This window comes from Dasania sp. GY-MA-18, from assembly GCF_024734385.1.
GTDB lineage: Bacteria > Pseudomonadota > Gammaproteobacteria > Pseudomonadales > Dasaniaceae > Dasania > Dasania phycosphaerae.
The window spans coordinates 1-17147 of sequence record NZ_JANHAP010000014.1; the positions used below are offsets into that span (position 1 = coordinate 1).

The 17147-nt window shown below is 46.5% G+C and carries 13 protein-coding genes; 10 read left to right on the forward strand and 3 right to left on the reverse strand.

Annotated elements, in window-relative coordinates; all coding sequences use genetic code 11:
- The first annotated feature begins 283 nt into the window (after positions 1-283).
- Positions 284-1648, forward strand: coding sequence for a phosphomannomutase (locus NO559_RS15030; protein WP_258332698.1), 1365 nt, complete (start codon positions 284-286; stop codon positions 1646-1648).
- A 132-nt stretch (positions 1649-1780) separates the two neighbouring features.
- Here the strand turns inward: NO559_RS15030 and NO559_RS15035 are convergent, their stop codons facing one another.
- From NO559_RS15035 to pgi, 3 genes are read right to left on the reverse strand one after another with little or no spacing between them, the layout of a single operon-like run.
- The gene (locus NO559_RS15035) at positions 1781-2785 is read right to left on the reverse strand and encodes an NAD-dependent epimerase (RefSeq protein WP_258332699.1); all 1005 of its coding nucleotides are present in this window, start codon (positions 2783-2785) and stop codon (positions 1781-1783) included.
- 10 nt (positions 2786-2795) lie between these two features.
- Positions 2796-4082, reverse strand: a complete 1287-nt coding sequence (locus NO559_RS15040; RefSeq protein ID WP_258332700.1) for a nucleotide sugar dehydrogenase — start codon at positions 4080-4082, stop codon at positions 2796-2798.
- Complete coding sequence (gene pgi, locus NO559_RS15045) at positions 4079-5740, reverse strand: glucose-6-phosphate isomerase (protein WP_258332701.1); 1662 nt, start codon at positions 5738-5740, stop codon at positions 4079-4081. Before pgi ends, NO559_RS15040 begins: the two co-directional genes overlap by 4 nt.
- A gap of 246 nt (positions 5741-5986) precedes the next feature.
- On the opposite strand from pgi, the gene NO559_RS15050 reads away from it, so the two are divergent.
- The 9 genes from NO559_RS15050 to NO559_RS15090 all read left to right on the forward strand — a co-directional run bounded on the left by NO559_RS15050 (position 5987) and on the right by NO559_RS15090 (position 17140).
- A complete protein-coding gene (locus tag NO559_RS15050) occupies positions 5987-7390 on the forward strand; it encodes a TIGR03013 family XrtA/PEP-CTERM system glycosyltransferase (RefSeq protein WP_258332702.1) in 1404 nt (467 codons plus the stop codon).
- Positions 7391-7458: 68 nt separating this feature from the next.
- The gene (locus NO559_RS15055) at positions 7459-8070 is read left to right on the forward strand and encodes an XrtA/PEP-CTERM system exopolysaccharide export protein (protein ID WP_258332703.1); all 612 of its coding nucleotides are present in this window, start codon (positions 7459-7461) and stop codon (positions 8068-8070) included.
- Positions 8071-8076: 6 nt separating this feature from the next.
- Positions 8077-9612 carry an XrtA system polysaccharide chain length determinant gene (locus NO559_RS15060; protein ID WP_258332704.1) on the forward strand — a complete coding sequence of 512 codons (1536 nt, stop codon included), beginning with the start codon at positions 8077-8079 and terminating at the stop codon, positions 9610-9612.
- The gene (locus tag NO559_RS15065) at positions 9612-10391 is read left to right on the forward strand and encodes a CpsD/CapB family tyrosine-protein kinase (RefSeq protein WP_258332705.1); all 780 of its coding nucleotides are present in this window, start codon (positions 9612-9614) and stop codon (positions 10389-10391) included. The genes NO559_RS15060 and NO559_RS15065 overlap by 1 nt, the downstream gene beginning before the upstream one ends.
- 29 nt (positions 10392-10420) lie before the next feature.
- Positions 10421-11815 (forward strand): hypothetical protein, encoded by a 1395-nt coding sequence (locus NO559_RS15070; RefSeq protein WP_258332706.1) that lies wholly within the window; start codon positions 10421-10423, stop codon positions 11813-11815.
- 48 nt (positions 11816-11863) lie between these two features.
- Positions 11864-13444: an exosortase A gene (gene xrtA, locus NO559_RS15075; RefSeq protein ID WP_258332707.1), complete on the forward strand. Its 1581-nt coding sequence runs from the start codon at positions 11864-11866 to the stop codon at positions 13442-13444.
- Complete coding sequence (locus NO559_RS15080) at positions 13434-14261, forward strand: XrtA system polysaccharide deacetylase (protein WP_258332708.1); 828 nt, start codon at positions 13434-13436, stop codon at positions 14259-14261. The genes xrtA and NO559_RS15080 overlap by 11 nt, the downstream gene beginning before the upstream one ends.
- Before the next feature lie 36 nt (positions 14262-14297).
- Positions 14298-15314: a polysaccharide deacetylase family protein gene (locus tag NO559_RS15085; RefSeq protein ID WP_258332709.1), complete on the forward strand. Its 1017-nt coding sequence runs from the start codon at positions 14298-14300 to the stop codon at positions 15312-15314.
- Positions 15311-17140 (forward strand): carbamoyltransferase C-terminal domain-containing protein, encoded by a 1830-nt coding sequence (locus tag NO559_RS15090; RefSeq protein WP_258332710.1) that lies wholly within the window; start codon positions 15311-15313, stop codon positions 17138-17140. The genes NO559_RS15085 and NO559_RS15090 overlap by 4 nt, the downstream gene beginning before the upstream one ends.
- Positions 17141-17147: the final 7 nt, after the last annotated feature.

Sequence of the window (17147 nt, forward strand, 5' to 3'; positions counted from 1 at the left end):
AACGCTTGGTGCAGTCCTACATTAATGACTTTTATAACACGTGGCGAGTACATGGCACCTTGAATCAGGTGCCAATGCTCTGCTATAAAGCTGCAATCTAAGTGTCCGTTTTATGTGGGTCACATCAACAAGCTACAAGCTACAAGCTACAAGCTACAAGCTACAAGCTACAAGCTACAAGCTACAAGCTTAAAAATTATTAGAGCAGGTTTTTCGAAGTCAATCTTTTTCTTAAAGCTTGCTGCTTACCTCTTAAAGCTGCCCGCAGGGCAAAGGTTTTCCAATGTCTCAGTCTCTTAGTTGTTTTAAAGCCTACGATGTGCGCGGTCGTATCCCCGACCAGCTCAATCCCGAAATTGCTTACCGTATAGGTCGTGCCTATGCCGAGGTGATTAAGCCTCAGCGTGTGGCGGTGGGCTATGACATACGCTTAACCAGTCAAGAATTAAAAGCCGCTTTAGCGCAGGGCTTGCTAGACTCGGGGGTGGATGTTTATGACATAGGCCAGTGCGGCACCGAGGAAATTTATTTTGCTGCGTTTGCGGGCGAGGTCGATGGCCACAAGATGGATGGCGGCATAGTGGTTACCGCCAGTCACAACCCCAAAGACTATAACGGCATGAAGTTTGTGCGTGAGGGCGCTAAGCCTATTAGTGGTGACACGGGATTGTTCGATATACAGCGCTTAGCTGAGCAGGGTAGCTTTAGCGACGCAACGCAAAAAGGTCAGTTGCATAGCTTGGATACGGCAGATGCCTATATAGCGCATTTGCTCAGCTATGTAGACGTGGCGCAATTAAAGCCCATGAAAATAGTGGTGAACGCTGGCAACGGCGGCGCGGGAGATGTGATCGATAGGATTGAGTCCCACCTGCCTTTTGAATTTATCAAAGTCCATCATCAAGCTGATGGCAACTTCCCCAATGGTGTGCCCAACCCATTATTGGTGGAAAACCGTCAGCCTACTATAGATGCCGTGCAGGCGCATAAGGCGGATATGGGGATAGCCTGGGATGGCGACTTTGATCGCTGTTTTTTCTTTGACGAAAACGGTGAGTTTTTGGAGGGTTACTACGTAGTCGGGTTATTGGCGGAGGCGTTTTTGGCCAAGTCAGGCGCGGCCAACATAGTCCACGACCCGCGCTTAACCTGGAATACCATTGCCCTAGTCGAGGCCGCTGGCGGCACCGCAGTACAAAGCAAAACCGGCCACGCTTTTATTAAAGAGCGTATGCGTAAAGAAAATGCCGTCTATGGCGGCGAGATGAGCGCTCACCATTATTTTCGCGATTTTGCCTACTGCGATAGCGGCATGATTCCCTGGCTGTTGGTGGCACAATTAATACAGCAAAAAGGTCTGAGCTTATCGCAGCTAGTGGCCGAGCGCGTAGCGGCTTACCCCTGCAGCGGTGAAATCAATCGCAAGGTCGATGATGCCGCAGCCGTTTTGCAAAAAGTTGAACAGACCTATTGCGGCGATGCTTTAGATGTAGACCGCACCGATGGCTTAAGCGTTAGCTTTACCGATTGGCGATTTAGTTTACGCATGTCCAATACCGAGCCGGTGATACGCTTAAACGTGGAGTCGCGTGGAGATGTGGCGTTGATGCAGCGTAAAACCGAGGAATTACTAAATCTAATCGCGTAGCTATTAGATTTAGTAAGCGGCAAGCTATAAGTTTTAAGAGCTAAGAAAAAGACTTGATTTAGTGATGAGCAAGTTCAAAATTTCTAGCCTCTAGCCTCTAGCCTCTAGCCTCTAGCCTCTAGCCTCTAGCCTCTAGCTGTAATATCCCTTATACCAAGCTATAAACGACTTGATGCCAGTTTCTATGCTGGTGTCGGGGTGATAGCCTACTTCATTAATTAATTCTGATACGTCAGCATAAGTGTCGGGCACGTCACCTTGTTGCATGGGGAGCAGGTTTTTCTGTGCTTCTATGCCCAGCTCCTGTTCTATTAATTCTATAAAGCGCATAAGCTCTACTGGTTTGTTGCAGCCTATATTGTAGATGCGATAAGGGGCGGTAGAGCTGGAAGGATCGGGGCTGTCGCTATTCCATAGCGGATTGGCTTGAGCCAATTTGTCACAGCTGCGTATTACGCCCTCCACAATATCATCTATGTAGGTAAAATCGCGGCGGTGATTGCCGTAGTTAAATACGTCTATAGGTTCGCCGGCAGAAATTTTTCTAGCAAAAATCATAGGTGCCATATCAGGCCTGCCCCAGGGGCCGTAAACGGTAAAAAAACGCAAGCCAGTGGTGGGGATGTTGTATAAGTGGCTGTAACTGTGAGCCATTAACTCATTGGATTTTTTAGTGGCGGCATACAGGCTTACCGGGTGGTTAACGCCGTGATGGGTGGAAAAAGGTTGCGCGGTATTGGCACCGTAAACCGAACTGCTGGAGGCATATACCAAATGTTCGGTTTGGTGTTGGCGGCAGCACTCTAAAATATTTAAAAAACCACTGAGGTTTGACACTGCATAGGCTTGCGGGTTGCTAATGGAATAGCGTACCCCGGCTTGAGCCGCCAAGTGGATGACGCGCTGTGGTGCGTGCTGTTTAAAAACGGCGTTAAGCTGGTCGTAATCTGAAATGCAAAATTCATAATGGTGGTAGTTACTATGGCCAGCAAGTCGTTGTAAGCGATCACGCTTTAAGCTAGTGCTGTAATAGTCGTTAACATTATCCACGCCTATTACCGTGTCGCCTCTGGCGAGTAATTGTAAGGCCGTTTCGCAGCCTATAAAACCGGCGCTGCCGGTGACTAAAATAATCATAGTTAATCCGTTATAAGCGTCCGTCAACTTGTTTGGCGCTGAGTAAATATTTTATATCAAAAATAACGTGTTTATCTTTGCACAGTTGTTTGAGTTTATTGCCATCTAGCTTTTTAAATTGTTCATGGGCAACGGCAATAATAACGGTGTCGTAATATTGTTGCTTGAGTTTGCTGGTCACGCTGATATTGAGTGCTTGCTGTGCTTCCTCAGGGTTAACCCAGGGGTCGTGTACGTCTACTTGGGCATTACAGCTACGCAGTTCATTATAAATATCCGCTACGCCAGTGTTGCGCAAATCGGGGCAGTTTTCTTTAAAGGCTAGCCCTAAAATAAGAATATTGGCGTCGACTATATGTATGCGTTTTTGAGTCATTAGTCGCATGACATCCGTGGCCACGCGCTTGCCCATGCTGTCATTGAGGCGGCGGGTAGCAGAGATGATTTCAGGGTGGTAGCCGTTTTGTTCTGCCTTATGCACTAAATAGTAAGGGTCTACACCTATGCAGTGGCCGCCTACTAGGCCGGGCCTAAAGGGTAAAAAGTTCCATTTGGTTTCAGCGGCCTTGAGTACCTCTTCAGTGTCTATATTCATGTCTTTGAAAATGATTGAGAGTTCGTTGACTAAACCTATATTGACGTCGCGCTGGGTGTTCTCAATTACTTTCGCGGCCTCGGCAACTTTGATGCTGCTGGCCAAGTGGGTGCCGGCCAGCACGATACGGCGGTAGAGTGCGTCTATGTAGCTGGCTGCCTCAGGGCTGGAGCCTGAGGTGATTTTAATCGTATTGGTAATGCGGTGTTCTTGATCGCCGGGGTTAATGCGCTCGGGGCTGTAACCTACTGAGAAGTCGCGGTTGAGTTTAAGTTGGCTCAGCTGTTCTAGTAGTGGCACGCATTGTTCTTCGGTGCAGCCAGGGTAAACAGTAGATTCATAAATCACCACATCCCCAGCACTTAGCACGGAGGCGATAAGCCTGGATGCTTCGAGCAGCGGGGTGAGGTTGGGCTGTTTATTGTTGTCTATGGGGGTGGGTACGGCAACAATGTAAACATTGCAGGCTGTTAGGTCTTTGAGTTGATGGCTTAGTCGTGGTTGCGAGCTAGCCGCCAATTCAGCAGGGTCTATCTCTAGGGTCTCATCCAACCCCGATTGCAGTGCCGCAATACGCTCAGGGTTGATATTAAAGCCTACACAGGGCAGCTGTTTGCCAAACTCTATGGCTAACGGCAGGCCTACGTAACCTAATCCTATGATGGCGATATGGGGTGAGGTAGGCAGTGCTATATGGCTCATGGCGTGGGGGGCTTGATGTTGGGGGGGGTAAGCGCCTGGCAGGCGGCCTGAGTGGCTGGGTTTTCTAGCCCAGCGCAGGCGTTTTGCAAGGCTGTATATATAGTAGTTGAGGCGGTTTTGCCTAGCTCTACGCCCCATTGGTCAAAGGCGTTAATGTTCCAAATAATGCTGGCGGCGTAGGTTTTGTGCTCGTATAGGGCAACTAGTGCACCCAGTGTTTCGGGGGTGAGCTTGTCTACGCTAATAATGCTGGAGGGGCGATTGGCTGGCATGGCTTTGTGCTGAGCCAGTAGGGCTGCGTCGTGCTCGCTATAGCCAGCCTCAAGGAGCTGTTTTTTGACTTGCTCACTGCTTTGGCCGTCCATTAAGGTTTGGGCCTGAGCTAGGCAGTTGGCTACCATATGCTGGTGTTGGGCTTGATTACTGCTGTGGCTATTTAGCGGCACTATAAAATCTACTGGGATAAGCTGGGTGCCTTGGTGCAATAATTGGTGAAAGGAGTGTTGGCCTATGGTGCCAGCACTGCCCCAGAGCACCGGTGCGCTGGCATAGTTAAGGGGGCGGCCCTGGCGGTCCACGCTTTTACCGTTACTTTCCATGGTGAGCTGCTGCAGGTGGTTGGGTAGCAGTCTTAGAGTGTGGTCGTAGGGTAGTACGGCAACATTGCTGCAGCCCCAAAAATTGACATACCAGATTTCCAGTAGCGCAAGTATCACTGGTAGATTGTGACGGTGCGGGGTGTTGAAAAAGTGCTGGTCCATATCGTGAGCGCCTGCTAGCAGGGCTTCAAAGGTAGCGTAGCTAGTGGCTAAGGCTATTGGTAGACCGGCGGCTGACCATAGCGAGAAGCGTCCGCCCACCCAGTCCCACATGGGCAGGATATTATCCTCGTCTATACCAAAGTCTTCGCATAAGTCAGTGCGGGCTGATATAGCAATGAAGTGTTTGCTGATATCGCTTTGTTGAGAGCGGTCGGTTAGCCAGCGCTTGGCGGCCTTGGCATTGGTTAAGGTTTCCAGTGTGCCCCATGATTTAGAAATCACTATAAACAGCGTGTTGTCGGGCTTTAATGGGGCTAGGGTGTGCTCTAGGTCGCAGGGGTCAATATTGGTAACAAAGTGCACTCTGACCTTGCTGTTGTGGTAGGGGGTGAGGGCTTCGGCCGCCATGCGTGGGCCCAGGTCCGAGCCGCCTATGCCTATGCTGACAATATCGGTTATGGGCTGGCCGCTAAAGCCTGTCCACTGTTGTGAATGCAGTTGTTGGCAGATGCGTTGCATTTTTGAGCGGCAGTCTGCAGCTAGCTGCTCTTCCTTGGTCTGAGTGCTGCTTGTGCGTAGCTGGCAGTGCAGTGCTGGGCGGTGTTCGGTAAAATTGACCGGCAGGCCTTGCTCTAAACTATTAATAGCGGCTGCTAGCTCGCAGTCTTCGGCTAGTGCCAGTAAATCAGCCAGTATGCTCTCGTTGATAAAATGCCTGGAGAGGTTGGCTTGCACATGGCTAGTGCTGAAATTAAAGTTCTGGTAGCGCTGCTCATCATGGCTGAAATAATCGGCTATGCTTAGCTGTTGTGCGCGAGCAGCTTGATCTATCAGCCTATTCCAAGCTGCTGTATGAGTAGGGTTGATATGGGATATAGGGTCAATTAACGCAGGCATAGGAGTAGAGGCTGATTATCATTTTATTGTTAAGGTCTTTACGCTGATAGTTTGATATTATGCGGGCATAATAAACGAGGCTATAAACAGACGCTATCATAACGTATGCAAGCATAACGTATACAAGATATCTTGGCTGTATTAGTTTAATTAGAATAATTCACATTAGGCATGGTTGCTATTAGGGGTGTTTAGCGCTAAACACTCGCGGTAATGCCTTGGGGTAAAACTGGGACGTCGTTATCAGTGGCACATATTCGAATTTTTAATCATTACGTACAATCCCCTTTTATATTTCTGGCCGCCGCCGAATTTACGCTATTGGCTGTGTGCGCCTATTTGGGGGTAACGCAGTGGGGCTGGGGCGATGAGGCCTTGCGTTACGGTGAGACCGGCATGCGTTATGCGCTGGTTTATGCCTTGGTAATGTTGCTGTCTACTTTGGCCTTAGGTTCTTATGCTGCCGGCGTGCGTGAAAGCTTTGCCGGTATGGCGGTGCGCTGCGTGGTGAGCTACTGCTTGTTAGGCAGTGCGGCTATGGTGATTTTGTTTTATCTGGTGCCGGATTTGTATATAGGCCGGCGCGCGCTGTTTGGCTCTGTTATTTTATCGCTGGTCATCATTTTGCTGGCCAGAAAATTGTTTTATCTGCTGGTGGATATCTCTCAGCTGCGCCGTCATGTATTGGTGTTGGGGGCGGGAGCCAAAGCAGCAGCTATAGATAAGGTGAGGGATGAGCAGGCCATAGGTTTTGATATAGTGGGCTTTATACCCGCAGCGCCAGAGCAAACGGTGCTGCCGCAGGAAAAGCTGCTGGATGCCTTTGGTGGTTTGCAGCGCTTAGTCGACAAGCATAAAGTTGATGAAATCGTCATTGCGGTCGATGAGCGTCGCCGTAGCCATGGTGGCTATTTTCCCTTGGAGGAATTGCTGGAATGCAAGCTCAAAGGGGTGCGTATTACCGAGGCGGTACAGTTTCATGAGCGTGAGTTGGGTCAAATAGAGCTGTCGGAGCTGCATCCAGGTTGGATGGTGTTTGGCGATGGCTTCCATTACAGCCAGCTGCGTGATGTTACTAAAAGGCTGTTTGATATTGGGATTAGCTTGTTATTACTGCTGTTGGCCTGGCCGCTAATGCTGTTTGCAGTAGTGGCGACTTTTTTAGAAACGGGCCGGCCCATACTCTACAAGCAAGTGCGCACGGGCTTAAATGGTAAGCCTTTCAGTATTTATAAATTTCGTAGCATGACACAGGATGCAGAGAAGGGCGGCAAGGCCGTGTGGGCTGCGGCCAATGATGCCCGCGTTACTCGTGTGGGTGCTTTTATGCGTAACACGCGTATAGACGAGTTGCCGCAAATTTTTAACATACTGCGCGGCGATATGAGCTTTATAGGGCCTAGGCCAGAGCGGCCTGAATTTGTCGCTGAGTTAAACCAAACCTTGTCGTATTATGATTTTCGTCACAGGGTAAAACCGGGTTTGATGGGGTGGGCGCAGTTAAATTATCCCTATGGCGCCTCTATAGACGATGCAGAAAGAAAGTTAGTATACGATTTGTACTATGTGAAGAATCATAGTTTGCTGCTGGATTTATTGATCTTAGTGCAAACCGTAGAGGTGATCCTATTGGGTAAAGGGGTGCGTTAACCTGTAGGTTGGCGTGATTGATTATTGCCTGCATGTTGCAGGTATTAGCTTGAGTTGAGGGTAGAACGATGTTTAAAAAAATAATGGTATCGTGGCTGGGGCTTTTTTTAGTGGCCTGCTCTTCGGTAGAGGTTTCTAAAGAGGCGCCGGAGCTGTCAGCCGGTATGCTGATGAAAGAGTATAAAATCGGTGTGGGTGATTTATTGCAAGTCAGTGTATGGCGCAACCCCGATCTATCTATATCAGTACCGGTAAGGCCGGACGGTAAAATATCCGTGCCGTTAGTGGGGGATGTGGTTGCCGCAGGCAGAACCTCTCCCGAGCTTAGCCAAGAGTTAGCCAAAGGTATCGGCAGTTTTGTGCGCAACCCCGAAGTTACGGTAATTGTTACCGACCCACGCAGCGCTAATTACTTGCAGCGGGTGCGAGTGACAGGTTCGGTAAAACAACCACAATCACTAGGTTATCAGCAGGGCATGACAGTCATGGATGTGGTTTTGCAGGCTGGTGGTGTTACCCCCTTTGGTGTGGCTAACGGTGCTTTGCTATATAGGCAAACTGAGCACGGCTTAAAAGTTTACCCTGTTTATTTAGAGGATATTCTTGAAGAGGGTAAATTGGAAACCAACTACGAATTAGCACCGTCTGATATTTTAACTGTGCCTGAGCGAGTATTTTAAAGGATTATGAACTTTTCACTGGTATTTATGTATGCGCCGGTCATATTTAGGGAGCTTTGGGCTCATAAATTTGCCGCCTTTTTTTGTTTTGCCATCGTCGCTATAACTGTGTTGGCCGCCGGTATTTTTTGGCCGGTGTCGTATAAAACGGCCACTACAATTTATGCGGATAATCAAAATATTCTCAAGCCTTTATTGGCCGAGCAGGCGGCGGTTACCAAAGTGCAAGATCAGGCGCGGGTGGTACAGGATGTTATCCACTCGCCGCGTATTCTTCGCGATGTAGTTGAGAATACACATGACATAGATTCTTTTGAGTCGGCAGCAGATATGGAGCGAGCAGTGGTTGAATTGCGCAACCGCCTAAAAATTACTCGCTTGGGTTCTAATTATATTAAGGTCAGCTATTCCGATAATACTGATGATGCTGCCTATAATACTTTAAATGCGGTAGTTGACCGCTTTATTAAAGATAGCTCCGATAATCGCCGCATAGAAAGTAAGGAAGCTTTTGTGTTTATAGATAGGCAGGTAAAGCAATATAAAGAGCAATTGTTGGCTGCTGAGGAGCGCCTGAAAGAGTTTAATTCCGACAATTTTGATGGTAGAGATTCCGACGTAGATTCGCGTATATCCACTTTGCGCTCATCCATAGAGGAAATGAAAATCAATATTGATGAGGAGGCCTCTAGGGTCATGGCTCTGGAACAGCAGCTTAAGGAAGAGAATCGCTATAATGCCAAGCGTTATAAGGTAGATGAATACAGGGAGAGGCTCAAATCCATACAGGAGCATATAAATGTGCTGTTGTTAACTTATAAAGAAAACTACCCCGATGTGGTGAGCCTAAGAGCGCAGGCGGAAGAAGTAAGAAAAAATATACGAGACGCCGAGCAAGAAAAGGTCTCGGGTGAAAGCGCGTCATCCGCACCTCAGCGTCAAGGCGACTTAACAGTAAACCCGCTGTATGAGGAGTTACGCGGTAAGTTGGCTGAGTCTAAGGTGAGCTTAAATACTAAGGTTCGCCGGCTGGAGGCCACCAAAAAACTCTTGACCCAAGAATACGAGCGCCGTAAGCGCATAGCGTCCAGACAGGCAGAGCTGGCTGAGCTAACGCGAGATTATAATGTCACCAAAAAAATCTATGACGATATGTTAGAGCGTAAAGAAAAAGCGCGCCTATCGATGACTTTAAATGTTGAGGGGCAGGGCGTGAGTTATAAAATACAAGAGCCTGCAGAGTTTCCACTTAAGCCTAGCGGCTTACGGTTTTTACACTTTGTGCTATTAGGGCCAATACTCGGCTTCTTAGCTCCTGTAGCTATTGCTATAGCTTATGTGTTGATGGATCAGCGTTTACGTTTTGCCAGTTTGGTCGAGGCATCAGTCAATGCACCTTTGTTGGCAGTAGTGCCGCATATCAAAACCCCTTTATACCAACGCCTGGCCCGCGCGGATATGGTGCTGTTATGTTTTATGGCTGCAGGGTTTATGGCGGCTTATGTGGGCTTAGCTTTTGCTCATAGGGCGGGGATGATTTAATGACTGATGTAAAAAATGAGTTAAACAATGAGGCAGAAATTAAACAACGCCTGCACGAGCTGGCCTTGGCTAAAAAAACTGCTGCCGCTAAATCTAGCCGTGTGCAAATTAAGGCTATGGCTGAGGTGCATGAACTGTCAACTGACGAGTTAGATAGCTTAAAAATATTGCATGCCGGCATGCAAAATCGGCAGGTGCTTAATGCTTTTAGAGAGCTGCGAGTTAAGTTGTTGCAAAAATCTAAAGGTGAAAACTTCATCTGTTTGGTGAGTTCGCTGTGTGAACGTGGTGGGGGGGGCTCTTATGTGGCGACTAATTTAGCTGCGGCGTTTGCACTAGATAAAACCAAAACCTCAGTGTTGGTGGACTGTGATTTATACGCCCCCAGTATAGACACTATGCTCAACATTGATGCCAGCCACGGTATTACCGATTACTTGGATGACGATGAGTTGGATGTGCAAGACATAATCTACGCATCAGGGGTGCCGCGCATGCGTGTGGTGCCTATAGGCAGTAATAGGGAGCGTGGCGCCGAACATTTTTCATCTGAGCGCATGAGTGAGTTTATTGCGGCAATGAAAGCTCGTTATTCCGATCGCTTTATAGTCATAGACGCTCCTCCCATACTTAATAGCGCGGAAACCAGAATACTGGCAGATTTGTGTGACATGGCGGTGTTAGTACTGCCCTATGGTAAAACCACTATGGAGCAAGTGCAGGCGGGCGTGGATGTGGTTGATAAATCTAAGTTAGCGGGCATTGTTTTTAATAATTAAAAAATAATAAGGCTAGAGTGTGTCTCATCATGTGCAATAAAAAATATTTGGCGGCATGGCTGATCGGTGTAAATTCAGTGATGGTGTGCGCGCAGAGCCAGGAAACTTCCTCGTTGCTGGATGGGTTGTCGCAAGAGGCGAAAGACGGCGGCTCGATCAGTTTGTTTGCCGATGCACGTTACACAGATAACGTTGCCAAAAAAGATACGGATAAACAGACGGACCTTATACAAACTTATGGGGTAGATTTAAGTTACCTAAAAAACACCCGTGCGGTAAACGCCAAGGCAAATTATCGCTTAAAAAATACCGGCTATAGAGACAGCAGCTTTAGTGATGAGGTCTGGCTGTCAGGGGCGTCGCAATTAATTATCTCAACGACGCCTGAGCGTTATTCTTGGTTTGCCCGGCATCAACAATCAGCTAGGCAAGTAAATTTTTTGCAAGCCGATACCCCTGATAATAGAGATGAACGTTCCACCTTTATCACCGGCCCAGATGTTAATTTGCAGATTAGCCCAGTGGATACCTTGTCGTTGCAGGCGCGTAGCATTAGTACGCGTTTTGATAAGTCCACGGATAATGACTCCGACCGTAATACTGGCTCTATACGTTTAAGTCACAGCCTTAATTCGCAGCATAAAATTGCCTTAGTGGGCAGTTATAGTGATGTGGATTTTGAGTTGGCGCAAAATGATTATAGAAACAAGACCATTGGCATAGAACTGTCGGGGGTATACCGCAGCAGCTTTTACCAATTGAGCGCGGGTAACTCTAGTTTAGAGCGCCGCAATGGTCTAGAAACCGATGATGGCTATTTACGCGCATTGCTCAGCCTTAATCAAGATAACGGTCAATGGTTGCTTTCTTATAGTCGTGAAATTACTGACTCTAGTATAGGGCTTAGCCTAAGCACCTTAGGTGACGCTAATCCATTTAATAACACGCAAGGTGTTACAGGGGAAGATTTAGACGGCGACTTAGATTTGGATGGCGGCGCAGGCGATGGCGATTTTCGTATTTCAGATGTTATTTACAGAACCCGTATGCAAGCCTCCTATACGCGCAAGGTGCCCAATAGCCGTGTAGGCATGTCGCTGAGGGTGCTACAAAATGAAAACGATTATGAGCAGTTATTAGCCGACACCCGCTCGCTAAGTGGCGTGATGAACTTACACTACGACATGGCAGAAAACTTGAGGTGGTTTTTAAATCTTGAATACCGCCGCACCGATTTTATTGATACCCCGGGTATAGGTGAAGATGAGATCGAGCAAACAAAACTAGGCTTTCATTATGATGTGGGGGAGGCACTGCGAATATCCTTCGATATAAATTATGAGACTAGGGATAATCAATATATTAGCAGTCGCGAGTATGATGCCTTTGGCTCAACGCTATATCTGAATTATCGTTGGCGATAGCCTGAGTGACAATATTTGTATATTTAATGATTAAATAATGAGATAAAAATGGATCGTTTCTTAGTTGGGCCTAACAAAATCATTACTAAAATTGGGCCTGCTGGTTTATTAGTAGGTGTTATTTTCCTATGGTTATCGGCGTTTTACCTAGATATATATTCTGCGATAAACGTATGGTCAATAAATCAGACGTATAACCATTGTTTTTTTGTTTTGCCAGGTGCTTTGTATCTGATTTGGCGGCAGAGATCTGAGTGGGTTAAATTGCCTGTCACCCCTGCTTATAATGTTTTGTTTTTGTTGGCTCCCGTTTTGATGCTGGGGTTGCTAGGTAAGGCCGGAGAAGTTCAATTATTTTCACATATCGCGGCATTTTCTAGCTTTTCTTTGCTGCTTATTCTTTTTTTAGGCTGGCGTATATCTGCAGTTATTCGCTTTCCTCTAGTGTTTATATTGTTTGCTGTGCCAGTTGGAGCAGAGTTAGTGCCTTTGTTTCAGGAAATGACAGCAGATATTGCTTTATGGTGTTTGGGGTTTACTAATGTTCCGGTTTATCGTGAGGGCTTGTATATAAATATTCCGGCAGGGCGTTTTGTAGTGGCGGAGGCGTGTTCGGGAGTTCAATTCTTTATAGCCTGCCTAGCGTTTAGCGCTATTTATGCCCACTTTAGCTTCACTTTAGTTAGGCTTAAAGTATTTTTTATGTTGTTAGCTATTGTCCTGCCAATCCTAGCCAATGGGGTGAGAGTATTTTTGACAGTGCTTGTGGGTCAGTATTTTGGCATGGAGTATGCGGACGGTGTTGATCATTTGGTATTTGGTTGGGTCTTCTTTTCTTTTATCTTGCTGTTGTTAATACTGTGTGGTGAGTGTGTGCAGTTGGCCGATATTAAGTCTAATCAAGAGCCAGCTAAAGTGACTCGCGCTGATCTTATGTCATGGTGGCAGCAAGGACGATGGGGCGGGGCATTTGTTGTCATATTACTCCTGATGGTGGCCTATATAGGATTGAAGGAGCTACAAGCGAGTAATAAGCCGCTGCCTGCTAAAATTAATGTGGAACTACTGCCAGCTCATAGTGACACTAGCCATTATAAAGGAGGCTGGAGGCCATATTTTTCGAAGTCATCGGACTCTAAATTAATCAGGCTTATTGACAGACCTTTGGCGGGTGGGTCAGTAGAGTTGTTTATCGCCTGGTATAAGGATAATCAGTCTGGTGCTGAGTTGGTGTCTAACTCCCATCGTATTTTTGATCTTGATAAGTGGAGTGTTATCAGTCAAGGATATTCGAGTATAGTTATCGATGATCAGGCTACAAGTGTTAACAAAGTGTTGATTACAAATCCTGAGGGAGAAAAGCGAATCGTTTTATATTGGTATGAATTGGAGAATACTCGATCTGCTCATCGACTATTTGTCAAATTGCATCAAGCGTTAAATAGGATGGTTGGAGTTACTGATGCCGGAGCAGTTATAGCGTACTCATCAGTTTTCAACGGTAAGCCAGATGGGGTTGCGGCAGAATTGGGCCAATACATACCAGAACAATTCTCTAATGTAAGGTCTGCACTGCCTTTTGAAGTATCAGTTGATAATGAAAAAGGTAGATTTAAAAATGACCATTAAAAACGCATTCACCGTCGATGTGGAAGACTACTTTCAAGTCTCCGCCTTTGCCGACACTGTTGCTGTAAGCGATTGGGAAAAAAAAGAGATGCGCGTAGAAGCCAGTATGAATAGGCTGCTGGCTTTATTGGATAAGCACCATGTTAAAGCAACGTTTTTTACGTTGGGGTGGGTGGCCGAACGCTATCCTCAGTTGATAAAAAACTTGGCCCAGCAAGGTCATGAAATTGCCAGTCACGGTTATTGGCATCAGCGGGCTACTGGGCAAACCACTGCCCAGTTTAAAGAAGATGTAGGCTCTGCTAGAAAACTGTTGCAGGATCTTACCGGTTGCGATGTTCACGGCTACAGGGCACCCAGCTTTTCCATTGATAGAACTAATGAGTGGGCTTACGATGTGCTTTTGGAAGAAGGCTATCAGTATAGCTCTAGTATTTACCCGGTTAGCCATGATCACTATGGTGTGCCAGATGCGCCACGGTTTAAATATAAAACCGAACAAGGTTTGTGGGAAGTGCCATTAAGCACCTTGGTTATGAATAATAAAAACATACCCATCTCTGGTGGTGGCTATTTTAGGTTATACCCTTACCGAGTAACATCTTGGGCGATAAAGCGTTTCCATGATAAAGATGCGCAGCCTTATATTTTTTATATGCATCCTTGGGAGATCGATCCCGGGCAGCCTAGGCAGCAAGGCTTATCGTTTAAATCCAAGTTTAGGCATTATTTAAACTTGGGGCGAGTAGAATCGCGTTTAGATAAAATGCTACAAGAATTCAAATGGTCCACAATGGCCGACAGCTTGGATTTATAAAGCTGTAACTAGGCCATTGATGCAGAGATCATTCCTATGGATAAGAATAAGAGCCTCGCTATGTTTTCAGTTAATCAGCCTATCGCATTGCCTGCTGAACAGCCGCCGCAGTTGATTGTAGTGATTGATACCGAAGAGGAGTTTGACTGGGGGGCAGGCCCCGACCGTAGTAAAACATCAGTATCAGCTATGCAGCATATAGATAGAGTGCAAAATATTTTTGATCAATATGGCATAGTGCCCTGCTATGTGGTGGATTATCCCGTAGTTAGTCAAGCACAAGGTGTGGCATTGTTACGGCAGTACCATAGTGAAGGGCGCTGTGAAATTGGTGCGCACTTACACCCATGGGTTACGCCTCCTTATGATGAGGAGGTCTCCGCTTTTAACTCCTATGCCGGTAATTTACCCGCAGAGCTGGAGCGGAAAAAATTGCAAGCTATGGTCGATAAAATTACCGAAGTTTTTGCTAAGCGCCCCACAATCTACAAGGCAGGCCGCTATGGTCTGGGCTCAAATTCAAGCGCTATTATGGAGCAGCTGGGTTTTGAAGTAGATGTGTCGGTGTGTCCACCTGTTGATTATCGCGCCGATGGTGGGCCGGATTATAGTCGCGCTCATGCTCAACCATTTTGGTTTGGTAGTGATAATGGCTTGTTGGAGTTGCCGGTTACTGGCGCGTTTGTTGGTTGGGCTGGTGCTTTGCAGCGCCCGCTATATAACATGGCGGGTAAACTGCAAAAATTTAAAGCTAAAGGCATATTGTCACGTTTATCTGCTGTGGATAGGCTGATGTTGTCTCCTGAAGGGTTTAGCAGTCAAGAGCACATAAAATTAACCGAATACTTACTAAAGCGTGGGGTGCGTACTTTTACTTGGAGTTTTCACAGCACCAGTGTTAAACCAGGCATGGCACCTTATGTAAAAACAGAGCAAGATTTAGCAGAATTTTTAGATTCATTTAGACGTTATTTTGATTATTTTTTTACACAATTAAAAGGCGAGGCAACGACGCCTAGCTTATTAAAACAAAAATTGGAGAGTTACAGATGAAGGTTTTGGGGCTATCACCATTAGATAAAGACGCTACCGTATCCATCGTTGAGGACGGCGTTATTATCTATGCCGCTGGGGAAGAGCGTTTTTCTCGCGTAAAACAGCAAGATGGCTTCCCCTACGAAGCTATTCAAAAAGCTCTAGATTATACCGGCACCAAAATTGAAGATATTGATGTGGTGTCCTACCCCTTTATGCCTTGGGAAAAAGAGCAGGAGCTGTTTACAGCCAATATGCAGGTAGAGCAAGACTTTATAGCTAACTTTAAAGGTAATGGTTTAGCGACACAGGTTAAAGCAGCGAAAAAAAATATACCCCAGCGCACCGAGGGTGTGCATGGTTTGAAAGATCCTAATGAGAAAATGGACAAGGGTTTATTAAAGCGCGCTTATTTTCGCTTGGCAGGAGCCACTCCAGCTTTTTCTAAACTGGCGGCTAAAAAAGCTTCTCAGCGGTGGTCTGATAATGCATTAGCGTCATTTAAACAGTGGCAGCAAGAGTTAGATAAGGGGCTAAAAAGCTTAGGGCTTGAGGGGAAGCTAAAACGCATAGATCACCACCTTAGTCATGCGGCTAATAGTTTTTATGCGAGTGGTTATGAAAAAGCATTGTGCATTACCTTAGATGGTTATGGTACTGGCCTTGCAGGATCGATAAGCATAGGTAGCGAAGGAAAAATAAAGCGTATCCACGGCGTTAAGTTTCCTTACTCATTAGGGAGCTTCTATGAGCAGGTTACCTCCTGTCTAGGTTTTAAGCCTAGCCGCCACGAAGGCAAAATTGTAGGGCTGGCTTCTTATGGCGACCCCGAAATCTTGTCTGATATTTTATTAAGCCGTTTTATACAACAAGACGGTGATATTAAAATGTACGAAGCGAATAATGTTTACTTTTCGCGTTATCTCGCTGCCCATTTCCCAAAAATCGATGTGGCCGCCGCCTACCAAAAAGTATTAGAAGTAGTAGCAACTAACTTTGTACAGCATTGGGTAGAAGAAACAGGTATCGATACCGTGGTGCTTTCGGGCGGGGTTACAGCCAATGTAAAATTAAATCAGCGTATCTTTGAAATTGAGGGGGTTAAACAAATGTTTGTTTACCCCAATATGGGGGATGGTGGCTGCGGCACCGGGGCAGCCCTGTATCACTCTTGGCCGGGTGGTGTTAAGCCCAGTATTAGCAATGCTTATTTTGGCCCTGACTTTACTGAACAAGAAATTATAGCCGAGCTGGAAAAAGCGAACTTAAGCTATACGCGCCCCGATAACTTAGCAGCAGAAGTGGCAGCCCATATCCACGGTGGCGCGGTAGTGGCGCGCTTTGATGGTCGTATGGAATACGGCCCTAGGGCCTTAGGTAACCGTACGATTATGTATCACGCTCGCGAGCCAGAGGTAAATCAGTGGTTAAATAAGCGTTTAGGCAGAACAGAGTTTATGCCTTTTGCACCGGTCACCTTGTATGAGGCCAGAAAGCGTTACTATCACAATATAAAAGGTGCAGAACATACTGCTGAGTTTATGACAGTCACCTTTGATTGTACTGATGAGATGAAACGTGATTGCCCAGCCGCTGTGCATGTAGATGGCACCGCTAGGCCGCAGTTAATTAAGCGCGAGGTAAACCCTGGCTACTACGATATTATTAAAGAGTATGAAAAGCTAAGCGGTATCTCTAGTTTGATTAATACCAGTTTTAATATGCATGAAGAGCCCATAGTCTGCAGCCCCTATGATGCAGTAAGAGCCTTTTTGTTGGGTAATTTAGATTGGCTGGCTATAGGGCCGTTTTTGGTAAAGCATCCTGAGTCTAAAGCTGTTTAAATTTTTT

What these genes read in the sequence shown, in the direction of transcription:
- NO559_RS15080 (WP_258332708.1), top strand. Translation starts at nt 13,434, where the DNA reads ATGACCATTAAAAACGCATTCACCGTCGATGTGGAAGACTACTTTCAA.
- NO559_RS15035 (WP_258332699.1), bottom strand. Translation starts at nt 2,785, where the DNA reads ATGATTATTTTAGTCACCGGCAGCGCCGGTTTTATAGGCTGCGAAACG.
- NO559_RS15030 (WP_258332698.1), top strand. Translation starts at nt 284, where the DNA reads ATGTCTCAGTCTCTTAGTTGTTTTAAAGCCTACGATGTGCGCGGTCGT.
- NO559_RS15090 (WP_258332710.1), top strand. Translation starts at nt 15,311, where the DNA reads ATGAAGGTTTTGGGGCTATCACCATTAGATAAAGACGCTACCGTATCC.
- NO559_RS15065 (WP_258332705.1), top strand. Translation starts at nt 9,612, where the DNA reads ATGACTGATGTAAAAAATGAGTTAAACAATGAGGCAGAAATTAAACAA.
- NO559_RS15070 (WP_258332706.1), top strand. Translation starts at nt 10,421, where the DNA reads ATGTGCAATAAAAAATATTTGGCGGCATGGCTGATCGGTGTAAATTCA.
- NO559_RS15055 (WP_258332703.1), top strand. Translation starts at nt 7,459, where the DNA reads ATGTTTAAAAAAATAATGGTATCGTGGCTGGGGCTTTTTTTAGTGGCC.
- pgi (WP_258332701.1), bottom strand. Translation starts at nt 5,740, where the DNA reads ATGCCTGCGTTAATTGACCCTATATCCCATATCAACCCTACTCATACA.
- NO559_RS15085 (WP_258332709.1), top strand. Translation starts at nt 14,298, where the DNA reads ATGGATAAGAATAAGAGCCTCGCTATGTTTTCAGTTAATCAGCCTATC.
- NO559_RS15060 (WP_258332704.1), top strand. Translation starts at nt 8,077, where the DNA reads ATGAACTTTTCACTGGTATTTATGTATGCGCCGGTCATATTTAGGGAG.
- xrtA (WP_258332707.1), top strand. Translation starts at nt 11,864, where the DNA reads ATGGATCGTTTCTTAGTTGGGCCTAACAAAATCATTACTAAAATTGGG.
- NO559_RS15040 (WP_258332700.1), bottom strand. Translation starts at nt 4,082, where the DNA reads ATGAGCCATATAGCACTGCCTACCTCACCCCATATCGCCATCATAGGA.